The organism is Sinorhizobium sp. B11, assembly GCA_039725955.1.
GTDB lineage: Bacteria > Pseudomonadota > Alphaproteobacteria > Rhizobiales > Rhizobiaceae > Rhizobium.
Genome location: CP091034.1, coordinates 2,442,244 through 2,458,268, shown reverse-complemented (window position 1 = coordinate 2,458,268; position 16,025 = coordinate 2,442,244). Strand labels below are relative to the sequence as shown.

Genomic DNA, 16,025 nt, shown 5'->3' with positions numbered 1-16,025 from the left:
GGCACGGTGGCACCGGGAGCAGGATCGTCACTTCGCGAGCGCGGCCTTTTCAATGACGGCGGCGACCTCGTCCGCGTGGACGACGAGGGAGGCATGGCTGCCGGCCACCTCGGTGGTCTTGGCCTTGATCCTGGCCGCGAACAGTTTCTGGGCCTCCGGCGCGATCACCCTGTCCTTCGTGGTGATCACATAGAAAGTCGGCTTGTCGTGCCAGGCCGCGATATCGACCGGAGCCTCGTAGGCCGTGTGGTTCAGCGGAAGCTGCGAATTTGCGAGGGATTCGGCGACCTTCAGCGGAAGGTCGGCGGCGACCGCCGTCGGAAACACCTTGGGATCGATATAGAGGTTGCCCTTGTCGTCGGGATGAATGGCATTGGTGCCTTCGGTTGCCGGGCCGTGCGCGGCCAGGGACGCCAGGGATTCTCCAACGTCAGGCGCGAAGGCGGAGACGTAGACGAGCGCCGAGACCTCGGGTTCGTCACCGGCTTGCGTGATGACCACGCCGGCCCAGGAGTGACCAACGAGGACGGTCTTGCCATCCTGCTTTGCCAGTGCCTGCTTGGTGGCATCGACATCCGCAGCCAGCGACGTGAGCGGATTTTCGACCAGCGTCACGTTATAGCCCTTCTTCGTGAGAATGTCGGCAACGGGCTTCCAGCTTGACTGGTCGACGAAAGCGCCATGGACGAGCACGATATTGTGCGCCGCGCCCTCGGGTAGTTTGGCCGAATGGGCGGGTGCGGCAAACGCTGCTCCGGCGGCGAGAACGGTGGCGGCTAAGAGTAGTCTATTTCGCATTGCTTGCTCCTGTTGGGATGCCGACAACCCCGCCCCATGGAAAAGGGCAGGCGCTTGGGTACGTGTTGCGGCAGTTTTCCAGATTGCTTGCTGGGTGGCCTGTCGGCTCACGTCGACACGAAATAATACGAAGAGTTCCGGGAGGTTAGGCCCCGATCGTCCGGATATTGTGTCCGACCGTACGGCGGATTAACATCAGACATGGACATCCTCGCCGAAGTGCTCGATCGCGTTCGCCTTAGCGGAACCCTGCTCTTTCACTTCGAGCTCGGTCATCCCTGGAACCTGGCCATGCCGCAGCGGCCCTACGCCCTGTTCCATTATCTCAGTCGCGGCTCAGCCACGCTTGCGCTCGAACACGGGCAAGAACTCTTGATGGCGGAGGGTGATCTCGTCGTCATCACACGCGGCGAGCCCCATCTGATCTACTCGGATAGCGGAACGACGCCTTTCCTGGTGACGGACCTCGACCGACCCGCGCATCTTGGCGTCGTTCATCACGGAGGCAGCACGAAGCCGCTCTCGACGATGATCTGCGGCAATTTCATCCTGTCGTGGCCGGCGCGCGGCAGCGTGATGGAACTGCTTCCGCCCGTCCTTCTCTTGAAGCCGGCGATGGACGGTGACTGGCTCGAGGCTATCCTTCGCCGCATGGTGAGCGAGTCGGCGCTTGCACGTCCCGGCCAACGCGTCGCGCTGTCGCGAATGACGGAGGTGCTCTTCGTCGAGGTGTTGCGAAGCTGGATCAAATCCCTCCGGCCGGGAGAAGGCGGATGGCTTGGGGCGATGGCGGACCCCTATATTGGGCGAGCGCTCGAGCTGATCCACGAGCAACCGGATCGGCCCTGGACACTTCGCGACCTCGCACATCGCGTAGGGCTCGGCCGCTCGGTGTTTTCGGCTCGCTTCACCAAGCTCGTCGGGCAGTCCATGCAGCGCTACCTGATCGCACGGCGGATGTCGGAGGCTGCGTTCCTGCTGGAATCAAGCGATGAGGGGATTGCCCGGATCGCAAGCCGCGTCGGCTACGAAACCGTCGCGGCGTTCTCGAAGTTGTTCCATCGCCACCACGGCCTGTCGCCCGGCCGCTATCGGGCAGCTCGGCGCGTCGAAGCCGGCCCAAGGCCCGGGGAACGTCCTGACCAGACGTCGCTGGCTGATCTCGACGAGGCTGACGTCGAAGCCGCCCTGTCATGATCGCCGGCTGGGCGAGGCATTGAGGCTCCTGTCTGCTGTCGCAGAAGTGATGACCCGTCGAGCCCGTTTTCCTGTTTTGCATGCGACTTGGCCGGCAGCAGATGCTAAACTTTTCCAAAGCCCTCCAAGCGGCAAAGGACCAGGGAACCATGACCAGCGCACTCCTCATCATCGATATGCAGATGGTCATGCAGGAGCGGCTCGATGCCGGGCGCGAGCGCGTGAACGGCGAGGCGGGAGAAAATATCGCAGCCCTTGCCGGCGCCTTTCGTGCCGCCCGAAAGCCTGTCATCCATGTTCGTCACCGCGATAGCGCCGAAGGGTCGGCGCTCAACGAAAAAGCGCCTGGATACCAGCCGATGCCCTGCGCGAAGGCGCGGGAGAACGAGCCCGTCTTCGTCAAGTCCACGTCGTCGGCCTTTGCCTCCACCGAGCTCGAGGGCTATCTGCACGAGGTCGGCATCACGCATCTTGTCGTGACGGGGGCGGTCGCCGGCTTTTGCGTCAACACGACCGTGCGCGCCGGCAGCGACCTCGGCTTCAAGATGAGCGTCGTGAGCGACGCGGTGCTCGGCTTCGACCTGCCGGATGCCGATCTCTCGGCGCGGGAAATCTTCGACGTGACGATGGCGCACCTGAAATCGGATTTCGCCGAGATCGTCGAGACGCGGCAGCTGATGGCCATGCAGCCTGCCTGACGGGGCGGCCTGATGGCCTAATCCGGTTTGCCGCCCACCAGCGCGACGATCGGCCCGTAGCCGCCGTGCCAGGATGTGTCGTTGCGGCCGAGCGCCGGATTGTAGAGGCCGGTGCCGTTGCCGCCGTCGAGGAAGAGCGCATCGGGGCATTTCAGCTCGTCGCGGAAGAACCTCGCGAAATCGTGGAAATTCACGTTGCCCTCGCTGATGACGAAGCGGAGCGTGCCATCGGCTGCAAGGCCGACGCCGTTGCGCCGCGTGCGGTCGGTCGAGCCCGGTATGAAGATCGGGTTGACCTTGCCGGCGACGAGCAGCATCGGGCCGGATTGCGTGGCGAGGCGCGTCTTCGCCTTCTGCTTCAGGAAATCGGCGGTCGGGATGATATGGGCGCCGGTCTCATCGAGATAGAAGATGCCGTTCGGCTGCTTGAAGAAGTTCGGCACCGGGCCGGACACTTTGGGCGGCGCTTCGACATTGGCCGCTACCAGCTCCCTGCCATCCTCGACATAAAGCCCCAGCGGCGTGAAATCCTCGCGGTACATGCCGGCATTCATGGCAAAGAGAAGCCGCTGTCCTTCACCGGCAACCGCATCGGCGACGCCTGAAAACCTGCGATAGGGCTTGCCCCCGGCATCCTTCCAGAAGAGGCGCAGATCCGCCTTTGCGGGATCGACGCTGCAGACGATATAGCTGCCGCCCTCGAAATTCTGGCGCGTGCAAGGGTCTGCCGGCGCCGGCGCGCCGGCCGCATCGGGCGCCTCGGCCTTCGCGGCAAACGCACCGGCAAGGAGCATGGCAAAGGCGATTATGGTGCGAAGCATGGCATCTCCCGACTCGTGGCTGATAATTCGTAGCTGATGACTCGTAGCTGATGACCGGGAAAGAAGGCGAGAGCGGGGAGCAATTTAATCCCTGCCTGCGAAGCTTGCCGCAGGTCCGCCGTGCTGACCTAAGGTAAGGCGATGGCGCCCCGGGCCGCGGGGTTCACGTAAGGTAAATCACCGTTGAATCCGTTCAGTTTTCTCGAAAATCTTCGCGTATCTCACCCGATTGGGGGTGGCGGTTGCCTGGCTAAGGGCTAGAGTGGAAGCCGGCCTTGTGGAGCTGGGCCGACTTGACGCAACCTTGGAGGCCGTCTCTCCCGACGAGCCTCTTTTTTTATGTCGTTCGCTTCCGCTGCGAGCGCCGCCAACCTGGCGGTCGTTGCGCGGAGGCCTAAACCGTCTATCCTGGGCTCATCAGGTGCAGGCGCTCACATTCACGGTCGGGCATCCTTTTCCGCAACAGCCGGGACATCAGCCATGACGATCGAGATTGCCGATTGGTCGCCGCTCTGGTCAGAGAAATTCCAGGCGAAGGCCGTGGATATTCGCCGGGCGCTTGGAAATGTCGCGCTGCGGATCGATCATATCGGCTCCACCGCCATAGCGGGCATGGCCGCCAAGCCTGTCATCGATATGCAGATTTCTGTGGCCGGATTCGAACCCTTCGAGCGGCTGCTGATGCCGCTCAATGCCATCGGCTATGTGTGGCGGCAGGACAATCCGGATCGCGCCAAACGTTATTTTCGTGAAAGTCCCGATCAGGAGCGCATGCATATCCATATCAGGCGTTCCGGCAGCTGGCACGAGCAATGGGCATTGCTGTTTCGCGATTACATGCGCGCCCATGCAGCAGAACACCCTGCCTATATCGCACTCAAGCACGCGCTCGTCGCTGCCCATGGGGACGATCGGAAGGCCTATACGGACGGCAAGGCCGATCATCTCTGGGCAGTGATCCGCCGGGCGGACCGCTGGGCGGCCGAGACGGGTTGGGCTCCGGCACAGTCGGACGCGTAGATGGCGCTGCGCGGGTGATCCAGGCTATTTGGCGTGAATACCCAGCAATTCGAACTCGTCGATCAGGCCGACCACTTTTTCGCCGTCGAACGTCTCGGCGCCGATGATGCTCTTGCCGTCGTATTTCTCGGCCTGCAGGATGATGACGTATTTGTCTTCCTGGCGGAAATAGCCGTATTGCGGGATTTCGATGTCGATCGGCTTTCCGTAGTTCCTGGCATCCTCGCCGGTGGCAAAGATCGCCGTTCCGTTGTCGACATCTTCAGGGGCGGCACTGCGGCCGATCAGGAAGCCCGAGCTCGGCAAGTCCGGCCATTTGGCCGCACCGCTGAAAAGCAGGGCGGCGCAAAGCGCGATCGCAAGCGCTCGGATGGTCTTCAAATCAGTTGCCTTTGCCATGGTCCACTCCTGCCGTGCAAGGAAGGGCGAGGGGAGCGTCATCTAAGGAATCCTCCCTGCAGCCGGAAGTTCCCTAAAACCGTCAACGGAAGGCGAGGGCAAGCCGGGAGAGCAGCACTGCACAATTTTATTCGCAATGGCGCATATAGGCGAGAGGTCCGGATGCCGCAGGAAGGTAGCCGGGTACCGGTGAAGGGGTCGGGACGTGTGGTTTTGGCTCTGGTCAGCCGTCAGCCTCGTCCGCCTCTCGCGTCATCTCGACCATCGTCGGGCGGAAGCCCATGGCGCTAAAGAGGCTGCGGGCGACGTCGTTGCGGTGGGCGGTCGAGAGCACGAAGCGTTCGGCGCCGAGGGATTTCAAGCGGGCCATCGCCGCTTCCAGCAGCATCCGGCCGACACCTTCGCGGCGGCGGCCGGGATCGACGAAGAGATCGTGGATGACGCCCGCCGGTCCGCGAAGCGACATGTAGTCGAAGCCCTCCGATGCGGCATAGGCATATCCGAGGAGGCCGCTGTCGTCTTCGGCGACGATCACGATAACATCGGGCTCTGCGAGCTGGCTTTTGAGGAACTGCCCGTATCTGAGCGGGGTGCTCTTGGCGGCTTCGATGAAGCGCCTTGGGTCCAGTTCGTGATGGAGGGCAACGAGCAGGGCGCCGAAGCCGCCGAGAATATCCATGTCGGCCGATGTGGCGGGGCGGATCCTGACTGCATGTTCAACCGGCTTTTTCGCCATATGGGTTCCAGTGGTCTTGCAAATGGAGGCGCGGGAGCGGCGCCCGGATCCTTCCTACATCGCGGCCGGTTCCAAGGCCATATGCCGCGTGGGCGATGAGCCCGCCGTGTGCGGTCAGCCGCCCTTGCGAACAGTTGATAGCCACCTGGTCACCAACCGTTCGACGAGGACGCCGAGCAAGGTTGAATGGTGTCGGAAAGCCGGAGGCGAATCGCGGCAAGGAGGCTCACGGACAGGGGTGGTGCACCGCAGCACGCCTGCCAACGGTCGCTAAACGAATAATATTCCATAGAAAAATCAGTATATTACAACAGAAACTTGCAGGTGATTCGAAGTTTTTGTGCCTAAATCTGTTGCCAAATTTAAAATTGACCTTATATTGCCGTTATCGACCATTGCTTGTGACGTCGTTGCGGAGCTATTTGCTCTCGTCAGATTTCCTTCCAAATAATCGACCCAAGCCCGCAGGGTATCGCGGGAAGTTTCAACGGTTGCTTTGAAAGGAGATCGTTATGAATACAGGTACAGTCAAGTGGTTCAACGCCACCAAGGGTTTCGGTTTTATCCAGCCGGATAACGGCGGCACCGACGTTTTCGTCCATATTTCTGCAGTTGAACGCGCTGGCCTGCGCTCGCTCGCAGACGGACAGAAGATCAGCTACGAAATCGTGCAGGACCGCCGTTCGGGCAAGAGCTCTGCCGACAACCTCCGCGCTGAATAAGAACTTGTCACGACTTCGCGCGACCACGGATGTACTGGCGCGCGGAGACGTTGACCGAGGCCAGGGCCTGGCCTGAAAAAAGTCAGGATCTGGGAAGGTCGGGAGCAGTCCCGGCCTTTTATTTTTCATTGCATGAGGGTAGAACGGCATGGCATATCGTCGTTACAGTCCGGGTGACACCATCATGCTCAAGCATGGTGTTCTCGGCGGCGCGCAGCCCTCGGGCTCCGGCGACATTCTGTCCATTCTGCCGGCCGCGCAGGGCTTCGTCCACTATCGCGTTCGGTTTCAGAACGAGAATTTCGAGCGCAGCATCCGCCAGGATGACATCGACGTCCAGGCATCACCTTCGTCGCCTTCGCTTCCAGAAGCAGAGGCGGCGCCCGAAAAGCCGAAATCGAGCTGGATCAATTCGAACGTGATCCGCATCAGGAAGTAACAGCAGCTACGCTGATTAAGGAGAAAACTTGCAGGTACTCGTCCGAGACAACAATGTCGATCAGGCCCTCCGCGTGCTCAAGAAGAAGCTGCAGCGCGAAGGTGTGTTCCGCGAAATGAAGGAACGCAGCGCCTATGAAAAGCCGTCGGAAAAGCGCGCCCGCGAAAAGGGTGAAGCGATCCGCCGCGCCCGCAAGCTCGCCCGCAAGCAGGCGCAGCGCGAAGGCCTGCTGCCGGCACCGAAGAAGAAGGTGATTGCTCGCGGCCGCTGACGCCTTCCCGGTCTCCCGTTCCATCGACAAGGAGGAAACATGACCGAGACGAAAGACACTTTCTTCAAGCCCGAAAAGCTTTCGCCGCAGGCGAAGGCCGAGCAGACGACATCTGTCGCCAAGGGCATCCTCGAAAGCGAAGCTGTCGCCCGGCAGAAGAAGACCGAAAAGCTGCGCGCGCTGAGGCTCGCGCAGGAGGCGGTCGAGGCGCCGCCGAAAAAGCCGAGAGCGGGCAAGAAGGCTTAGGGCCTCTGTGCCTCGCCTTGCCATGGCATGATAAAGCGGTGCTCTCTGGAGCGCCGTTTTTTGTGTTTGGTGATGGCGCCGGGCCTCGTGGAGGCCGCCAAATCATTGCAGGCCACATTCCCAGAGCGATCACGAAAAGGCCGGGGTTTTAAAGCCCGGCCTTCTGAATGATGGCGATCGGTTGCGGATTTCAATGCAAGGTGACGGCTCGCTCCGGCACGGCGATTTCTTCCTCTGCGAGGCCGCTGAGTGCGACAATGACCTCGTCGATGGACCAGCCGACGCTCAGAGCATGGTCGATCAGCTGGTGGAAGTCTGTTCCGAGGTATTCCTTGCAATCATCAAGACGATCTGCCGAAATAATGATTGTGCGTGAATTCAGGACCCTGGTCATGGCCTTATCCTTTGCTGCGAATATAACCGGCGCAATCGGTTATAGTTCCCGCTTCACAGCATGTTGTTGAATGAATACTTAAGAGCTTGCGAACTAGTTCCGGTCCCGGGAGCGGGCAACCTACCTGCGCCGGAAGTCCGAACGCACGTGGCTGTAAAGTCGCAGCACGAATCCAATGCTCGGCGCGCACCAGAAGACAGCGATTAGATAGGCGATCACCGTTACGCCCAGGCATTCGCTTTCACCGGTCGCGCAGGTCGGGGCGACCACAATCGAATGAAGGCAGAGCGTGCCTGCGGCCAGTGAAGCAACTGCAACCGCGATCGGCAGCCAGAGGCTTTTCGCGCGCCCGATGGCCAGGGCGGCAATGAAGACCGCCATGAAGGGAAGGGATGCAATCCAGAACAGGGTCATCGGGCTCTCGGGGCAAGATTCGCCGCATGGAGCCTATTCTGATTTGGCAGAACGGCAAATGACCAACATGCGCGAGCCCAGGCTCCGACATGCTCGCTGTCAGAGCCTGCACCCGGCATCTCACTTAAGTCCGTTCAGTTCCTGACCTCGAAGATCATGTTGAACGGCGTCTCGCTGGCGCGGCGGAAGTGGTGGTATCCGGCATCCAGCGCCACCTTGCGCAGCTTCATCTCGCCTGCCTGCGCGCCAAGCCCGAGGCCGACTTCCTGGGCCATGGAGGCGGGCGTGCAGATCATCGTCGAGGCGCCGTAATAGACGCGGCCGACGGGGTTGAGGTTGTCCTTCAGCCCGTCATGGGCGAAGGGCTCGACGATCATCCAGGTGCCGTCCTTTTTCATCGTCTCGCGGATATGGCGGCCGGCCCCGACAGGGTCGCCCATGTCGTGCAGGCAGTCGAACATGGCCACCAGATCATAGTCGCCGGCCGGGAAATCCTTGGCCGATGCCTTGCTGAAGGTCACGCGGTCGGCCACACCGGCGTCCTTTGCGGCGCGCTTTGCCCGCTCGATCGACGGACCGTGATAATCGAAGCCGTGGAAATGCGATTTCGGGAATGCCTGGGCCATCAGGATCGTCGACGCGCCGTGGCCGCAGCCGACATCGGCGACTTCTGCCCCGCTTTCCAGCTTTTCCTTCATGCCCTTCAGCGCCGGGATCCACTCGGTGACGAGATGGCTGTTATAGCCCGGCCGGAAGAAGCGCTCGGTGCCGCGGAAAAGGCAGGTGCTGTGCTCATGCCAGCCGAGGCCCTTGCCGGTGCGGAAGGCATCCTCCACCTTCGGCTCGTCCATCCACATGGACTGCACGATCTCGAAGGCGCCGCCGAAGAAGGCGGGGCTTTCCTCATTGGCGAAGACCAGCGCCTGCTCGGGCGTCATGGCGAATTTGTTCGAGGCCTCGTGATAGGTGATGTAATCGGCAGCCGCCATGGCGGCGAGCCATTCGCGCACATTGCGCTCGGTGAGACTGGTCGTTTCCGCAAGCTCCATAGAGGAGCGCGGCCGCCCGTCCATCATCGCCCGGAACAGCCCGAGATGATCGCCGAGCACGACGAGAACGCCCGATACACTGGCGCCGAGATCGCCCACGAGGCGACCGACGAGTGCATCGACTTTCTGCATGTCAGGTTGCTGCATATCGGTTTTCTGCTTATCGGTTTTCTGCATGGCACCCTCCTCAAGATGCGCCAGCCCCAGTCCGACAGTTCGACCCGCTGATGATTCTAGGCCGGAGCGGCAGGCAGTCAATGCTGCATTCGGGTTAGGGGACCGGGTGAAGATGCTCCACATTGAAACGTCACGTCAGGCTTGCCGGAAGTTGCGGCCGGTCTTCGGACCGATGCTGTCGGGACGGGAGGAATGCCGACTGAAATCAGCCCTCCAGGAGCACCAGTCAGGCCCGGAAATTGAGTGCCACGCCGTCCTTTCCGCGGTATAATGACGCGCGGCGGATGCAGACGGAGGTGAAGCCAATGAAGAGGCTCTCAATCATTGCCCTGTCGCTGGCAACGGCGCTGGCGAGCGCACTGCCGGCCGAGGCGTTTCCCACCATGGCCGCCGCCCCTGATGTCGAGGCACAGCAGGCGCAACTGGTACGCTACCGCGGTTACTATGGCGGCTATCACGGCGGCTACTATGGCGGTCACGGCCGATACTACCACCACCATGGCGGCGATGGCTGGGGCTGGGCGCTCGGCGGCCTGGCCGCAGGCGCGATCATCGGCGGAATGCTGGCGCAGCCCGGATATTACGGCTCCGGATATTATGGCTCCGGCTATTATGATCCCGGCTACTACGGCGGCTATTCCGGTCCGTACTATTACGGCTCGACGCGATATTATGCACGACGCTACTATTATCCCCGGACCTATTATTATCCCCGGGCCTACTATGGCGGCAACGGCCATGTAAGCTGGTGCTTTGCGCGTTACCGGTCCTACAGGGCTTACGACAACACGTTCCAGCCCTATCACGGCCCAAGGCAGGCGTGCGTCTCGCCTCAATATTGATAGCCGCTGACAGCGTGGAGATCGCGACAGGCTTCAGGGAAGTTCGATTTCGCCTGCTACCACGTGGTTGAGGCCGGTGCCCTCCGCCGTCAGCGTCATGCGGACCTTCAGCTTCTTGCCGCCGATCTGCGCGTCGCGCACCGTCTCCTCGATCTTGCGCTGCGAGGTCACGCCGACTTCCTTCAGGAACTTGCGGATGGACATGTTGAAGGCGTCTTCGCTCATGATGAAATCCCCCATGTGATGAAGGGATTGTACGGGAAGGCGGCCGGTCGGGAAAGCTTGACGGGATGTGCGGTGGCGATAATCAGCGCGAGCCGGGAGATCGACTGATCATCGCATCGGGAAGCACAGCCTGAAGCGGCCCGCCCGTCCCTGGTCTCGGAAGGGCAGGCCGTCGCCGGGGCGGCTACTTCAGCGGCAGGAACAATTCCACGACGACCTCATGGACCGGCACATCAGGGAAGAAGGAGAAATGCCGCTGGCAATAGATCGGGAAATCGCGGGCTTCCTCGCCGCTTGCCGGAAGCCAGTCCCGGTAGAGATAGAGGGCTGCAGGCTCCAGGTTGTGGGTGTCGTGAACGACGCGGATGACCGCGCAGCGGCCGGCCGGGATCACGCCCGATTTCATCACCTCGTCGTCGGCATCGATCGGCCGGTCGGTGCCAACACAGATGTCCATGCTGTAATCCGCCGGATTGGCGGGGATCCTCGGGGACCGGAAGATGTTGAAGGTGGGGCTCGTCTCCGGTGACAGGCCGGCGGCCTTGCGCCAGGCGATGAACCGCTCGATGCTGGTGCCGAGATTTGCCCGGTCGCCCCGGTGTTCCAGGATCGCCACCGGGGTTGGCGGCACTTCGCGGATCGTCACGTCGTCTTCTTCATAGGTTATCTGCATGAGCTTGCTCCTTGCGTTTTCGAGGGGCCTGAAGGCGGCAAGCCACGGAGCCCAGTCGGGCGATCTCCGGAACGAGGAAGGCGATTGCCCGAACCGTTGCCGAAAGGCGCGGGCAAAGGCATCCGGTGCACCGTAACCGGCATCCATTGCTATGTCGGTGACACTCTGGTCGCCGTTTGACGCCAGATGGTGCGAAGCGCGCTTCAAGCGGGCGAGCTGGACATAGCGATGCACCGACAGACCAAAGGTTGCCGAGAACTGCCGGTGAAAGTGAAACTTCGAAAAGGCTGCGATAGCGCTCAGCGCGTCCAGGTCCAGATCGTCATCCAGATGCCGGTCTATGTGATCGAGCACCCGCTGCATCCGGGCATGGTAGTTTCGAAGCGCCGCCTTCATCATTCCGTCCTCCGTGGCGGCTCCAACTAAACGCGGGCAGGGGCGATCCGCTCGACCGATCTTGCGGTTCTGGCGAAGGACCGGAAGCAGGCAGGCCGGTTCATGGATGATCGGCGTCGTAGCGCAGGCGGTTGTCCTCGATGCTGCCCCTGTTTTCAGCTGCCCAGTCGGCCAGGTGGCGGACGGTTTCCGACAGGGAATGGCCGAGCGGGGTCAAGGTATATTCGACCTGCGGCGGGGTGCTGGGGTGGACGGTTCTGGCGATCATGCCGTCGCGTTCCAGCGTCTTCAGCGTTCGCGTCAGCATCTGCTGCGAGATGCCGCCGATCTGGCGCTTCAGCCCGTTGAAGCGGAGAGCACCCAGCCGAAGTGCGACGACGACCTGGATCGTCCATTTGTCGCCGACCCGGCTGAGGATCTCGCTGACACCCCTGCAGTCGGCGCCTGCCGGCCTTGCAGTCACATCCATCTGACCAGCTCCCAAAGATATGCTTTTGACGGATAATTTTAGGTCCCATGGATGGCCGTGGTCAACAACTGAGACCTTGTCTCGCGGCGAAGCCGGCGTGGCGGGTCACCACCAGGAGACCACCATGAACCTCTTCTACTATCCCGGCGCCTGCAGCCTTGCCGATCATATCGCGCTCATCGAGGCCGGGCTTGCCTACAGGCTCACCAGCATCCGGCATGACAAGACGACGGAGGACGGGCGCGATTTCCTGTCGATCAACCCCAAGGGCTACATTCCCACGCTCGAACTCGAGGACGGAGCGATCCTGACGGAGAACCAGGTCATCCTGGCCTATATCGCCGAGAAGAGCGGCAAGCTGCTGCCCGGGGACGGCATCATACGCTGGCGCGCGCTCGAGGCGCTCGCCTTCATGTCGTCGGAGATCCACTCACGGTACCAGCCCTTTTTCCGGAATTTCCCGGAGCCGGAGAAGGAGCGCGCCCGCGAAAAGCTCGCGCAGTCCTTCGCCATCCTTGCCGGCCAGATGGGCGACAAGACGTTCCTGGTCAGCGACGAGATGACGATTGCCGATTGCTACCTGTTCTGGGTGCTGACGGTCGCGCCGAGGAGCGGCGTCGAACTGCCGGAGGCGCTCGGCAGGTTCCTCGCCCATATGCGAACGCTGCCTTCGGTGACGCAGGCCCTTGCCGAGGAGGGGCTCGGCTGATCCGGCGGTCCGGCTGGCCGGCGAAGGTACTCAGCCGGCCAGCCATTCTTCACGCGGGCGGCCGCTCAATCCAGGAGGACGACAGCCTCGACCTCGAAGAGCATGGGGTCGATCGCGAGTCTCGGCACCGGAACCAGCGTCTGTGCCGGCAGCCTGTCGCCGAACATGCGCGTGACGGTCTCGGTCAGTATGCCGAGCTTCGACATATCGTGGCCGACCACGTAGACGGTCAGTTTCACGACCTGGTCGGGGCGGGCGCCAAGTGCTGCGATGACGGCGGCGAGGTTCGCATAAGCCTGTTCCACCTGGGCAGCGAAATCCGGCGAAAGAGCGCCGTTCCGGTCGTAAGCGCCCTGGCCCGAGATGAAGGCCAGCCGGCCGGCCGCAGGGGCGATGACCGCCGTGCTGTAGCCGTGCGGTGTCGGGTCGTGAAGATGGGAGGGGTTCACGATAACAGGCGTTGCGGCGAGAGTTTGATGGGATGTCATGGTCTGTCTCCTTGTCGGGTTGCCATGACACGCCTAAGGTAAATCGGTGCCAGATTTTGGCACCGAATATCGGGAAAGCTCCAGGGGGCGCAAATGAACATCCGCCTCAGACACGACGCCATCGTGCGCATCCTCAGGCGCAACGGAAGCTCGACAGTCGATGATTTGGCAGAGGAGGTGGGTGCTTCCAGGCGAACGGTACTGCGCGACATCGGGGCGCTGCGCGAGCAGGGTTTTCTCATCCATTCCGAATCCGGCCGCGGTGGCGGGCTGCAGCTCGACCCGGAATCGGTGCAGACCACGGCCCGGCTCTCGGTCACAGAGGTGTTTGCGCTCCTGATCAGCGTGGCGGCCATGCGCGCGGCACGCTCCCTTCCTTTCTCCGATCTCGCCGATGCCGGGCTTGCGAAGATCGAAAAGGCGCTTTCGGCAGAGAAAGTGCGGGACCTGCGCCGGCTTCTCGACTGCCTCTATGTCGGGCAATTGTCGCCCAGACAGGATATTTCCGACATCGGGTCGATCGATTCCGGGCTGTTGCCGGCCTTCGAGACGGGGTTTCTGCAGCGGCTGCATCTGCGGTTCCGCTACCGTGATGCCAGGGGAATGGAAACGCTGCGCGAGGCCGAACCGCAGGCCATGCTCATCCTGCCGCAACTTTGGTATCTCGTCGGCTGGGATGCCGCGCGCGGGGATTTCCGGCATTTTCGCATGGACCGGATCAGCGCGCCGGAGATCGTGGAGGGCACGCAGTTTCGTCGAAGGCACGTGCCCTTCGAGGACGATGTCTGTCCGTTCAGCGAAATGGCGCGCTGAGCATCGGCGAAGGGCCAGGGCAGAAGCCGAATATCTGAGATGCGGGACGCCGGAAGGCTGGCTCGACGACAACCTGGCCCTTGATGCAGCAACGGCGGCCGGGTGCGTTTCCATGGTGCCCGCATTGCGGTCGGCCCTAGCTTGAAGTTGCCCGTCAAACCTTTAGTTTCGACTAAAATAGTCGCAGGGACATGCAGGCAATGACTGGCAAAGCCGTTCACTCGTTCGAGATCGTCGAAGAAGTGGCCTCGGATGCGGGGATCTATACCTGGGATATCGTCAGGAATCTCGTCTTCGCAGACAGCGCGCTCGCCGAGCTTTTCGGCATGGATGCCGACGCCACGGTGCGAGGCCTGCCGCTGGAAGACTATCTTGAGCGTGTCCATCCCGATGACAAGCCGGATCTCGCAAAGACGATCTCGCAGGCGATCGTCGCCGAAATTGCCCAGCAGAACATCTATCGCGTCCAGGGCAGCGATGGCCGCTACCGGACGGTCGCGGCCTTCGGCCGGGCCTTTCGCGACCAGAGCGGTTCGCCCGTGCTCTATTCCGGCATCGTCGTGCCGGTGACCGACTGCGAGGATGCCAAACCGGTGGCGCATTAGACGGCTGTCGCCGTCGATCCGCGCCGGTCGCTTGCGATGCGGAGGTCACCGCATGGCTTCTGCTATCCGCAGCAAGGCTGCATAGATGACCTCCGGATCGCCGGGCGCAACGGCGTCTCGGGTCAGGGCTTCCGCCTTGGCGACAATCTCGTGGGCCGCGCGCAATGCCGACCGGCCGTCCGGCGTGAGTTCGGTCGTCAGGACCCGGCCATGCACCGGGTGGGCGGTTCGTTTCACGAGGCCGTCCCGTTCGAGTGTGGCGATGATGGACTGCATCGTCTGCGCTGTCACGAAGGCGCGCCGCGCCAGCTCCGCGCTTGACAGGCCCGCGTTGAACTCGAGCCCCGCCAGCACCGAATATTGCGGGGTCGTCAATCCGATGTTTCGAAGTTCATTGTCGAGATGGCCCCGCAGCGCCTGCTGGGCCCGCTTCAGCGCATATCCGAGCGAACGGTAGGTGTCATCCACCGGGGGATCAATCAGGCTGGACATATCAGGGTCCTTATATTATATCAGGCCCCTGACGATACTGCGGCAGGTATAAAAAGGGAAGACAGCTCATGGCTCGCCTCATTGGACCGGATTTCATCGGGATTCAGACAAGGGATCTGGACGCCGCACGGACCTTCTACCAGGATATTGTCGGGCTCACGCCTTCGGCAAAAGCCCCTCCGGGTGCGGTTGTTTTCGAAACGCAGCCCATCCCCTTCGCCGTCCGCACGCCGATCGGGGACTTTGACGATACGGACAAGCTCGGGGTCGGCATCGCGATCTGGTTCGGCTGCGACGATGCCGACGAATTGCACGCGCATCTCTGCGAGCGCGACGTGCCCATAGCCTTCCCGCCGAAGGACGGTCCGTTCGGACGCTATTTCGCCTTCGTCGATCCGTTCGGCTATACGATCACGGCGCATACTGTCCTGGCGAAGCAGTAGAAGCCGTGGCCGGACGGACCGGGATGCAGGCGCAATCTTCCAATCGGTTGCGCCCATCGACATGGACGTTTGTCATTGCGATAGGATCAAGCCGAAAAAGGTGCTAAGCGCGCCAGCCAGACAATGACAGGAGTGCAATTGTGAGCGAACTGACCGTAGCGGATGCAACAAACCGCATCTATGAATCGCTGCATGCCGATAATGCCGACCTCGACACACACATCGCTGCACTCAAGGCGGCATTGGCTCGGGCGGGTTTGAAAGAAGCGGTATTCGATCCGGCCAGGCTCGTGCAGAACAACCGTCAAGGCAGGAAGCTGATGCAGGCATATTTTCGCCAGCGCGGCGTGACGGTGAAATACTCGGCTTGAAGAGGCCGGCTGACCGGCTCACCGGGCATGGCGGCAAAAAGGCTTGCGAGAGGCCACTTTACAGCGGCCTCTCTCGAGTCGTTGGAAACCTGACGGGCGCTTTAAACTGCGGCGGCCT

Annotated in this window: 25 protein-coding genes; 13 read left to right on the top strand and 12 right to left on the bottom strand. The window is 61.8% G+C overall.

Annotation, left to right across the window (positions count from 1 at the left end; genetic code table 11):
- Window positions 1-27: 27 nt before the first annotated feature.
- Window positions 28-798, bottom strand: a complete 771-nt coding sequence (locus LVY75_22140) for an alpha/beta hydrolase (GenBank protein ID XAZ21524.1) — start codon at window positions 796-798, stop codon at window positions 28-30.
- A 201-nt stretch (window positions 799-999) separates the two neighbouring features.
- On the opposite strand from LVY75_22140, the gene LVY75_22135 reads away from it, so the two are divergent.
- The gene (locus LVY75_22135) at window positions 1,000-1,995 is read left to right on the top strand and encodes an AraC family transcriptional regulator (protein XAZ21523.1); all 996 of its coding nucleotides are present in this window, start codon (window positions 1,000-1,002) and stop codon (window positions 1,993-1,995) included.
- A gap of 149 nt (window positions 1,996-2,144) precedes the next feature.
- Entirely contained in the window at window positions 2,145-2,693 is a 549-nt protein-coding gene (locus LVY75_22130) for an isochorismatase family protein (protein XAZ21522.1), read from the top strand.
- A gap of 17 nt (window positions 2,694-2,710) precedes the next feature.
- Here the strand turns inward: LVY75_22130 and LVY75_22125 are convergent, their stop codons facing one another.
- Window positions 2,711-3,487, bottom strand: coding sequence for a phosphodiester glycosidase family protein (locus LVY75_22125; protein XAZ25802.1), 777 nt, complete (start codon window positions 3,485-3,487; stop codon window positions 2,711-2,713).
- Window positions 3,488-3,994: 507 nt separating this feature from the next.
- Here LVY75_22125 and LVY75_22120 point away from each other — a divergent pair.
- Window positions 3,995-4,534, top strand: coding sequence for a GrpB family protein (locus LVY75_22120; protein XAZ21521.1), 540 nt, complete (start codon window positions 3,995-3,997; stop codon window positions 4,532-4,534).
- A gap of 24 nt (window positions 4,535-4,558) precedes the next feature.
- Here the strand turns inward: LVY75_22120 and LVY75_22115 are convergent, their stop codons facing one another.
- Both LVY75_22115 and LVY75_22110 read right to left on the bottom strand, forming a co-directional pair.
- Window positions 4,559-4,933: a hypothetical protein gene (locus LVY75_22115; protein XAZ21520.1), complete on the bottom strand. Its 375-nt coding sequence runs from the start codon at window positions 4,931-4,933 to the stop codon at window positions 4,559-4,561.
- A 223-nt stretch (window positions 4,934-5,156) separates the two neighbouring features.
- Entirely contained in the window at window positions 5,157-5,669 is a 513-nt protein-coding gene (locus LVY75_22110; protein ID XAZ21519.1) for a GNAT family N-acetyltransferase, read from the bottom strand.
- Between the two features lie 512 nt (window positions 5,670-6,181).
- Here LVY75_22110 and LVY75_22105 point away from each other — a divergent pair.
- The 4 genes from LVY75_22105 (at window position 6,182) to LVY75_22090 (ending at window position 7,347) form a co-directional block, all read left to right on the top strand.
- A complete protein-coding gene (locus LVY75_22105) occupies window positions 6,182-6,391 on the top strand; it encodes a cold-shock protein (GenBank protein ID XAZ21518.1) in 210 nt (69 codons plus the stop codon).
- 148 nt (window positions 6,392-6,539) lie between these two features.
- Window positions 6,540-6,830 (top strand): cold-shock protein, encoded by a 291-nt coding sequence (locus LVY75_22100; protein ID XAZ21517.1) that lies wholly within the window; start codon window positions 6,540-6,542, stop codon window positions 6,828-6,830.
- Window positions 6,831-6,858: 28 nt separating this feature from the next.
- Window positions 6,859-7,101 carry a 30S ribosomal protein S21 gene (gene rpsU, locus LVY75_22095; protein ID XAZ21516.1) on the top strand — a complete coding sequence of 81 codons (243 nt, stop codon included), beginning with the start codon at window positions 6,859-6,861 and terminating at the stop codon, window positions 7,099-7,101.
- Between the two features lie 39 nt (window positions 7,102-7,140).
- The gene (locus tag LVY75_22090; GenBank protein ID XAZ21515.1) at window positions 7,141-7,347 is read left to right on the top strand and encodes a hypothetical protein; all 207 of its coding nucleotides are present in this window, start codon (window positions 7,141-7,143) and stop codon (window positions 7,345-7,347) included.
- Between the two features lie 190 nt (window positions 7,348-7,537).
- Here LVY75_22090 and LVY75_22085 read toward each other — a convergent pair whose 3' ends face one another.
- The 3 genes from LVY75_22085 to LVY75_22075 all read right to left on the bottom strand — a co-directional run bounded on the left by LVY75_22085 (window position 7,538) and on the right by LVY75_22075 (window position 9,351).
- Complete coding sequence (locus LVY75_22085) at window positions 7,538-7,741, bottom strand: hypothetical protein (GenBank protein ID XAZ21514.1); 204 nt, start codon at window positions 7,739-7,741, stop codon at window positions 7,538-7,540.
- A gap of 120 nt (window positions 7,742-7,861) precedes the next feature.
- Window positions 7,862-8,155 (bottom strand): hypothetical protein, encoded by a 294-nt coding sequence (locus LVY75_22080; protein ID XAZ21513.1) that lies wholly within the window; start codon window positions 8,153-8,155, stop codon window positions 7,862-7,864.
- Window positions 8,156-8,289: 134 nt separating this feature from the next.
- On the bottom strand, window positions 8,290-9,351 hold the full coding sequence (locus LVY75_22075; protein XAZ25801.1) for a class I SAM-dependent methyltransferase: 1,062 nt from the start codon (window positions 9,349-9,351) through the stop codon (window positions 8,290-8,292).
- Between the two features lie 335 nt (window positions 9,352-9,686).
- Here LVY75_22075 and LVY75_22070 point away from each other — a divergent pair, with 335 nt between their 5' ends.
- Complete coding sequence (locus tag LVY75_22070) at window positions 9,687-10,223, top strand: BA14K family protein (protein ID XAZ21512.1); 537 nt, start codon at window positions 9,687-9,689, stop codon at window positions 10,221-10,223.
- A 33-nt stretch (window positions 10,224-10,256) separates the two neighbouring features.
- Here LVY75_22070 and LVY75_22065 read toward each other — a convergent pair whose 3' ends face one another.
- The 3 genes from LVY75_22065 to LVY75_22055 all read right to left on the bottom strand — a co-directional run bounded on the left by LVY75_22065 (window position 10,257) and on the right by LVY75_22055 (window position 11,986).
- Window positions 10,257-10,448 carry a DUF6494 family protein gene (locus LVY75_22065; protein ID XAZ21511.1) on the bottom strand — a complete coding sequence of 64 codons (192 nt, stop codon included), beginning with the start codon at window positions 10,446-10,448 and terminating at the stop codon, window positions 10,257-10,259.
- Between the two features lie 184 nt (window positions 10,449-10,632).
- On the bottom strand, window positions 10,633-11,517 hold the full coding sequence (locus LVY75_22060) for an AraC family transcriptional regulator (protein XAZ25800.1): 885 nt from the start codon (window positions 11,515-11,517) through the stop codon (window positions 10,633-10,635).
- A 100-nt stretch (window positions 11,518-11,617) separates the two neighbouring features.
- On the bottom strand, window positions 11,618-11,986 hold the full coding sequence (locus LVY75_22055) for a helix-turn-helix transcriptional regulator (GenBank protein XAZ21510.1): 369 nt from the start codon (window positions 11,984-11,986) through the stop codon (window positions 11,618-11,620).
- 124 nt (window positions 11,987-12,110) lie between these two features.
- Here LVY75_22055 and LVY75_22050 point away from each other — a divergent pair, with 124 nt between their 5' ends.
- Window positions 12,111-12,695 carry a glutathione binding-like protein gene (locus LVY75_22050; GenBank protein ID XAZ21509.1) on the top strand — a complete coding sequence of 195 codons (585 nt, stop codon included), beginning with the start codon at window positions 12,111-12,113 and terminating at the stop codon, window positions 12,693-12,695.
- A gap of 65 nt (window positions 12,696-12,760) precedes the next feature.
- On the opposite strand, the gene LVY75_22045 is transcribed toward LVY75_22050, so the two are convergent.
- Window positions 12,761-13,183 (bottom strand): RidA family protein, encoded by a 423-nt coding sequence (locus LVY75_22045; protein ID XAZ21508.1) that lies wholly within the window; start codon window positions 13,181-13,183, stop codon window positions 12,761-12,763.
- A 93-nt stretch (window positions 13,184-13,276) separates the two neighbouring features.
- Here LVY75_22045 and LVY75_22040 point away from each other — a divergent pair, with 93 nt between their 5' ends.
- Entirely contained in the window at window positions 13,277-13,996 is a 720-nt protein-coding gene (locus LVY75_22040; protein ID XAZ21507.1) for a WYL domain-containing protein, read from the top strand.
- Window positions 13,997-14,196: 200 nt separating this feature from the next.
- Window positions 14,197-14,601, top strand: a complete 405-nt coding sequence (locus LVY75_22035) for a PAS domain-containing protein (GenBank protein ID XAZ21506.1) — start codon at window positions 14,197-14,199, stop codon at window positions 14,599-14,601.
- A gap of 45 nt (window positions 14,602-14,646) precedes the next feature.
- Here LVY75_22035 and LVY75_22030 read toward each other — a convergent pair whose 3' ends face one another.
- A complete protein-coding gene (locus LVY75_22030) occupies window positions 14,647-15,093 on the bottom strand; it encodes a MarR family transcriptional regulator (GenBank protein ID XAZ21505.1) in 447 nt (148 codons plus the stop codon).
- Window positions 15,094-15,161: 68 nt separating this feature from the next.
- Between LVY75_22030 and LVY75_22025 the strand changes: the two genes are divergently transcribed.
- Window positions 15,162-15,536, top strand: a complete 375-nt coding sequence (locus LVY75_22025; protein ID XAZ21504.1) for a VOC family protein — start codon at window positions 15,162-15,164, stop codon at window positions 15,534-15,536.
- 137 nt (window positions 15,537-15,673) lie between these two features.
- Window positions 15,674-15,907 (top strand): hypothetical protein, encoded by a 234-nt coding sequence (locus tag LVY75_22020; GenBank protein ID XAZ25799.1) that lies wholly within the window; start codon window positions 15,674-15,676, stop codon window positions 15,905-15,907.
- Window positions 15,908-16,025: the final 118 nt, after the last annotated feature.

What these genes read in the sequence shown, in the direction of transcription:
- LVY75_22140 (XAZ21524.1), bottom strand. Translation starts at nt 798, where the DNA reads ATGCGAAATAGACTACTCTTAGCCGCCACCGTTCTCGCCGCCGGAGCA.
- LVY75_22135 (XAZ21523.1), top strand. Translation starts at nt 1,000, where the DNA reads ATGGACATCCTCGCCGAAGTGCTCGATCGCGTTCGCCTTAGCGGAACC.
- LVY75_22130 (XAZ21522.1), top strand. Translation starts at nt 2,145, where the DNA reads ATGACCAGCGCACTCCTCATCATCGATATGCAGATGGTCATGCAGGAG.
- LVY75_22125 (XAZ25802.1), bottom strand. Translation starts at nt 3,487, where the DNA reads ATGCTCCTTGCCGGTGCGTTTGCCGCGAAGGCCGAGGCGCCCGATGCG.
- LVY75_22120 (XAZ21521.1), top strand. Translation starts at nt 3,995, where the DNA reads ATGACGATCGAGATTGCCGATTGGTCGCCGCTCTGGTCAGAGAAATTC.
- LVY75_22115 (XAZ21520.1), bottom strand. Translation starts at nt 4,933, where the DNA reads ATGGCAAAGGCAACTGATTTGAAGACCATCCGAGCGCTTGCGATCGCG.
- LVY75_22110 (XAZ21519.1), bottom strand. Translation starts at nt 5,669, where the DNA reads ATGGCGAAAAAGCCGGTTGAACATGCAGTCAGGATCCGCCCCGCCACA.
- LVY75_22105 (XAZ21518.1), top strand. Translation starts at nt 6,182, where the DNA reads ATGAATACAGGTACAGTCAAGTGGTTCAACGCCACCAAGGGTTTCGGT.
- LVY75_22100 (XAZ21517.1), top strand. Translation starts at nt 6,540, where the DNA reads ATGGCATATCGTCGTTACAGTCCGGGTGACACCATCATGCTCAAGCAT.
- LVY75_22090 (XAZ21515.1), top strand. Translation starts at nt 7,141, where the DNA reads ATGACCGAGACGAAAGACACTTTCTTCAAGCCCGAAAAGCTTTCGCCG.
- LVY75_22085 (XAZ21514.1), bottom strand. Translation starts at nt 7,741, where the DNA reads ATGACCAGGGTCCTGAATTCACGCACAATCATTATTTCGGCAGATCGT.
- LVY75_22080 (XAZ21513.1), bottom strand. Translation starts at nt 8,155, where the DNA reads ATGACCCTGTTCTGGATTGCATCCCTTCCCTTCATGGCGGTCTTCATT.
- LVY75_22075 (XAZ25801.1), bottom strand. Translation starts at nt 9,351, where the DNA reads ATGCAGCAACCTGACATGCAGAAAGTCGATGCACTCGTCGGTCGCCTC.
- LVY75_22070 (XAZ21512.1), top strand. Translation starts at nt 9,687, where the DNA reads ATGAAGAGGCTCTCAATCATTGCCCTGTCGCTGGCAACGGCGCTGGCG.
- LVY75_22065 (XAZ21511.1), bottom strand. Translation starts at nt 10,448, where the DNA reads ATGAGCGAAGACGCCTTCAACATGTCCATCCGCAAGTTCCTGAAGGAA.
- LVY75_22060 (XAZ25800.1), bottom strand. Translation starts at nt 11,517, where the DNA reads ATGAAGGCGGCGCTTCGAAACTACCATGCCCGGATGCAGCGGGTGCTC.
- LVY75_22055 (XAZ21510.1), bottom strand. Translation starts at nt 11,986, where the DNA reads ATGGATGTGACTGCAAGGCCGGCAGGCGCCGACTGCAGGGGTGTCAGC.
- LVY75_22050 (XAZ21509.1), top strand. Translation starts at nt 12,111, where the DNA reads ATGAACCTCTTCTACTATCCCGGCGCCTGCAGCCTTGCCGATCATATC.
- LVY75_22045 (XAZ21508.1), bottom strand. Translation starts at nt 13,183, where the DNA reads ATGACATCCCATCAAACTCTCGCCGCAACGCCTGTTATCGTGAACCCC.
- LVY75_22040 (XAZ21507.1), top strand. Translation starts at nt 13,277, where the DNA reads ATGAACATCCGCCTCAGACACGACGCCATCGTGCGCATCCTCAGGCGC.
- LVY75_22035 (XAZ21506.1), top strand. Translation starts at nt 14,197, where the DNA reads ATGACTGGCAAAGCCGTTCACTCGTTCGAGATCGTCGAAGAAGTGGCC.
- LVY75_22030 (XAZ21505.1), bottom strand. Translation starts at nt 15,093, where the DNA reads ATGTCCAGCCTGATTGATCCCCCGGTGGATGACACCTACCGTTCGCTC.
- LVY75_22025 (XAZ21504.1), top strand. Translation starts at nt 15,162, where the DNA reads ATGGCTCGCCTCATTGGACCGGATTTCATCGGGATTCAGACAAGGGAT.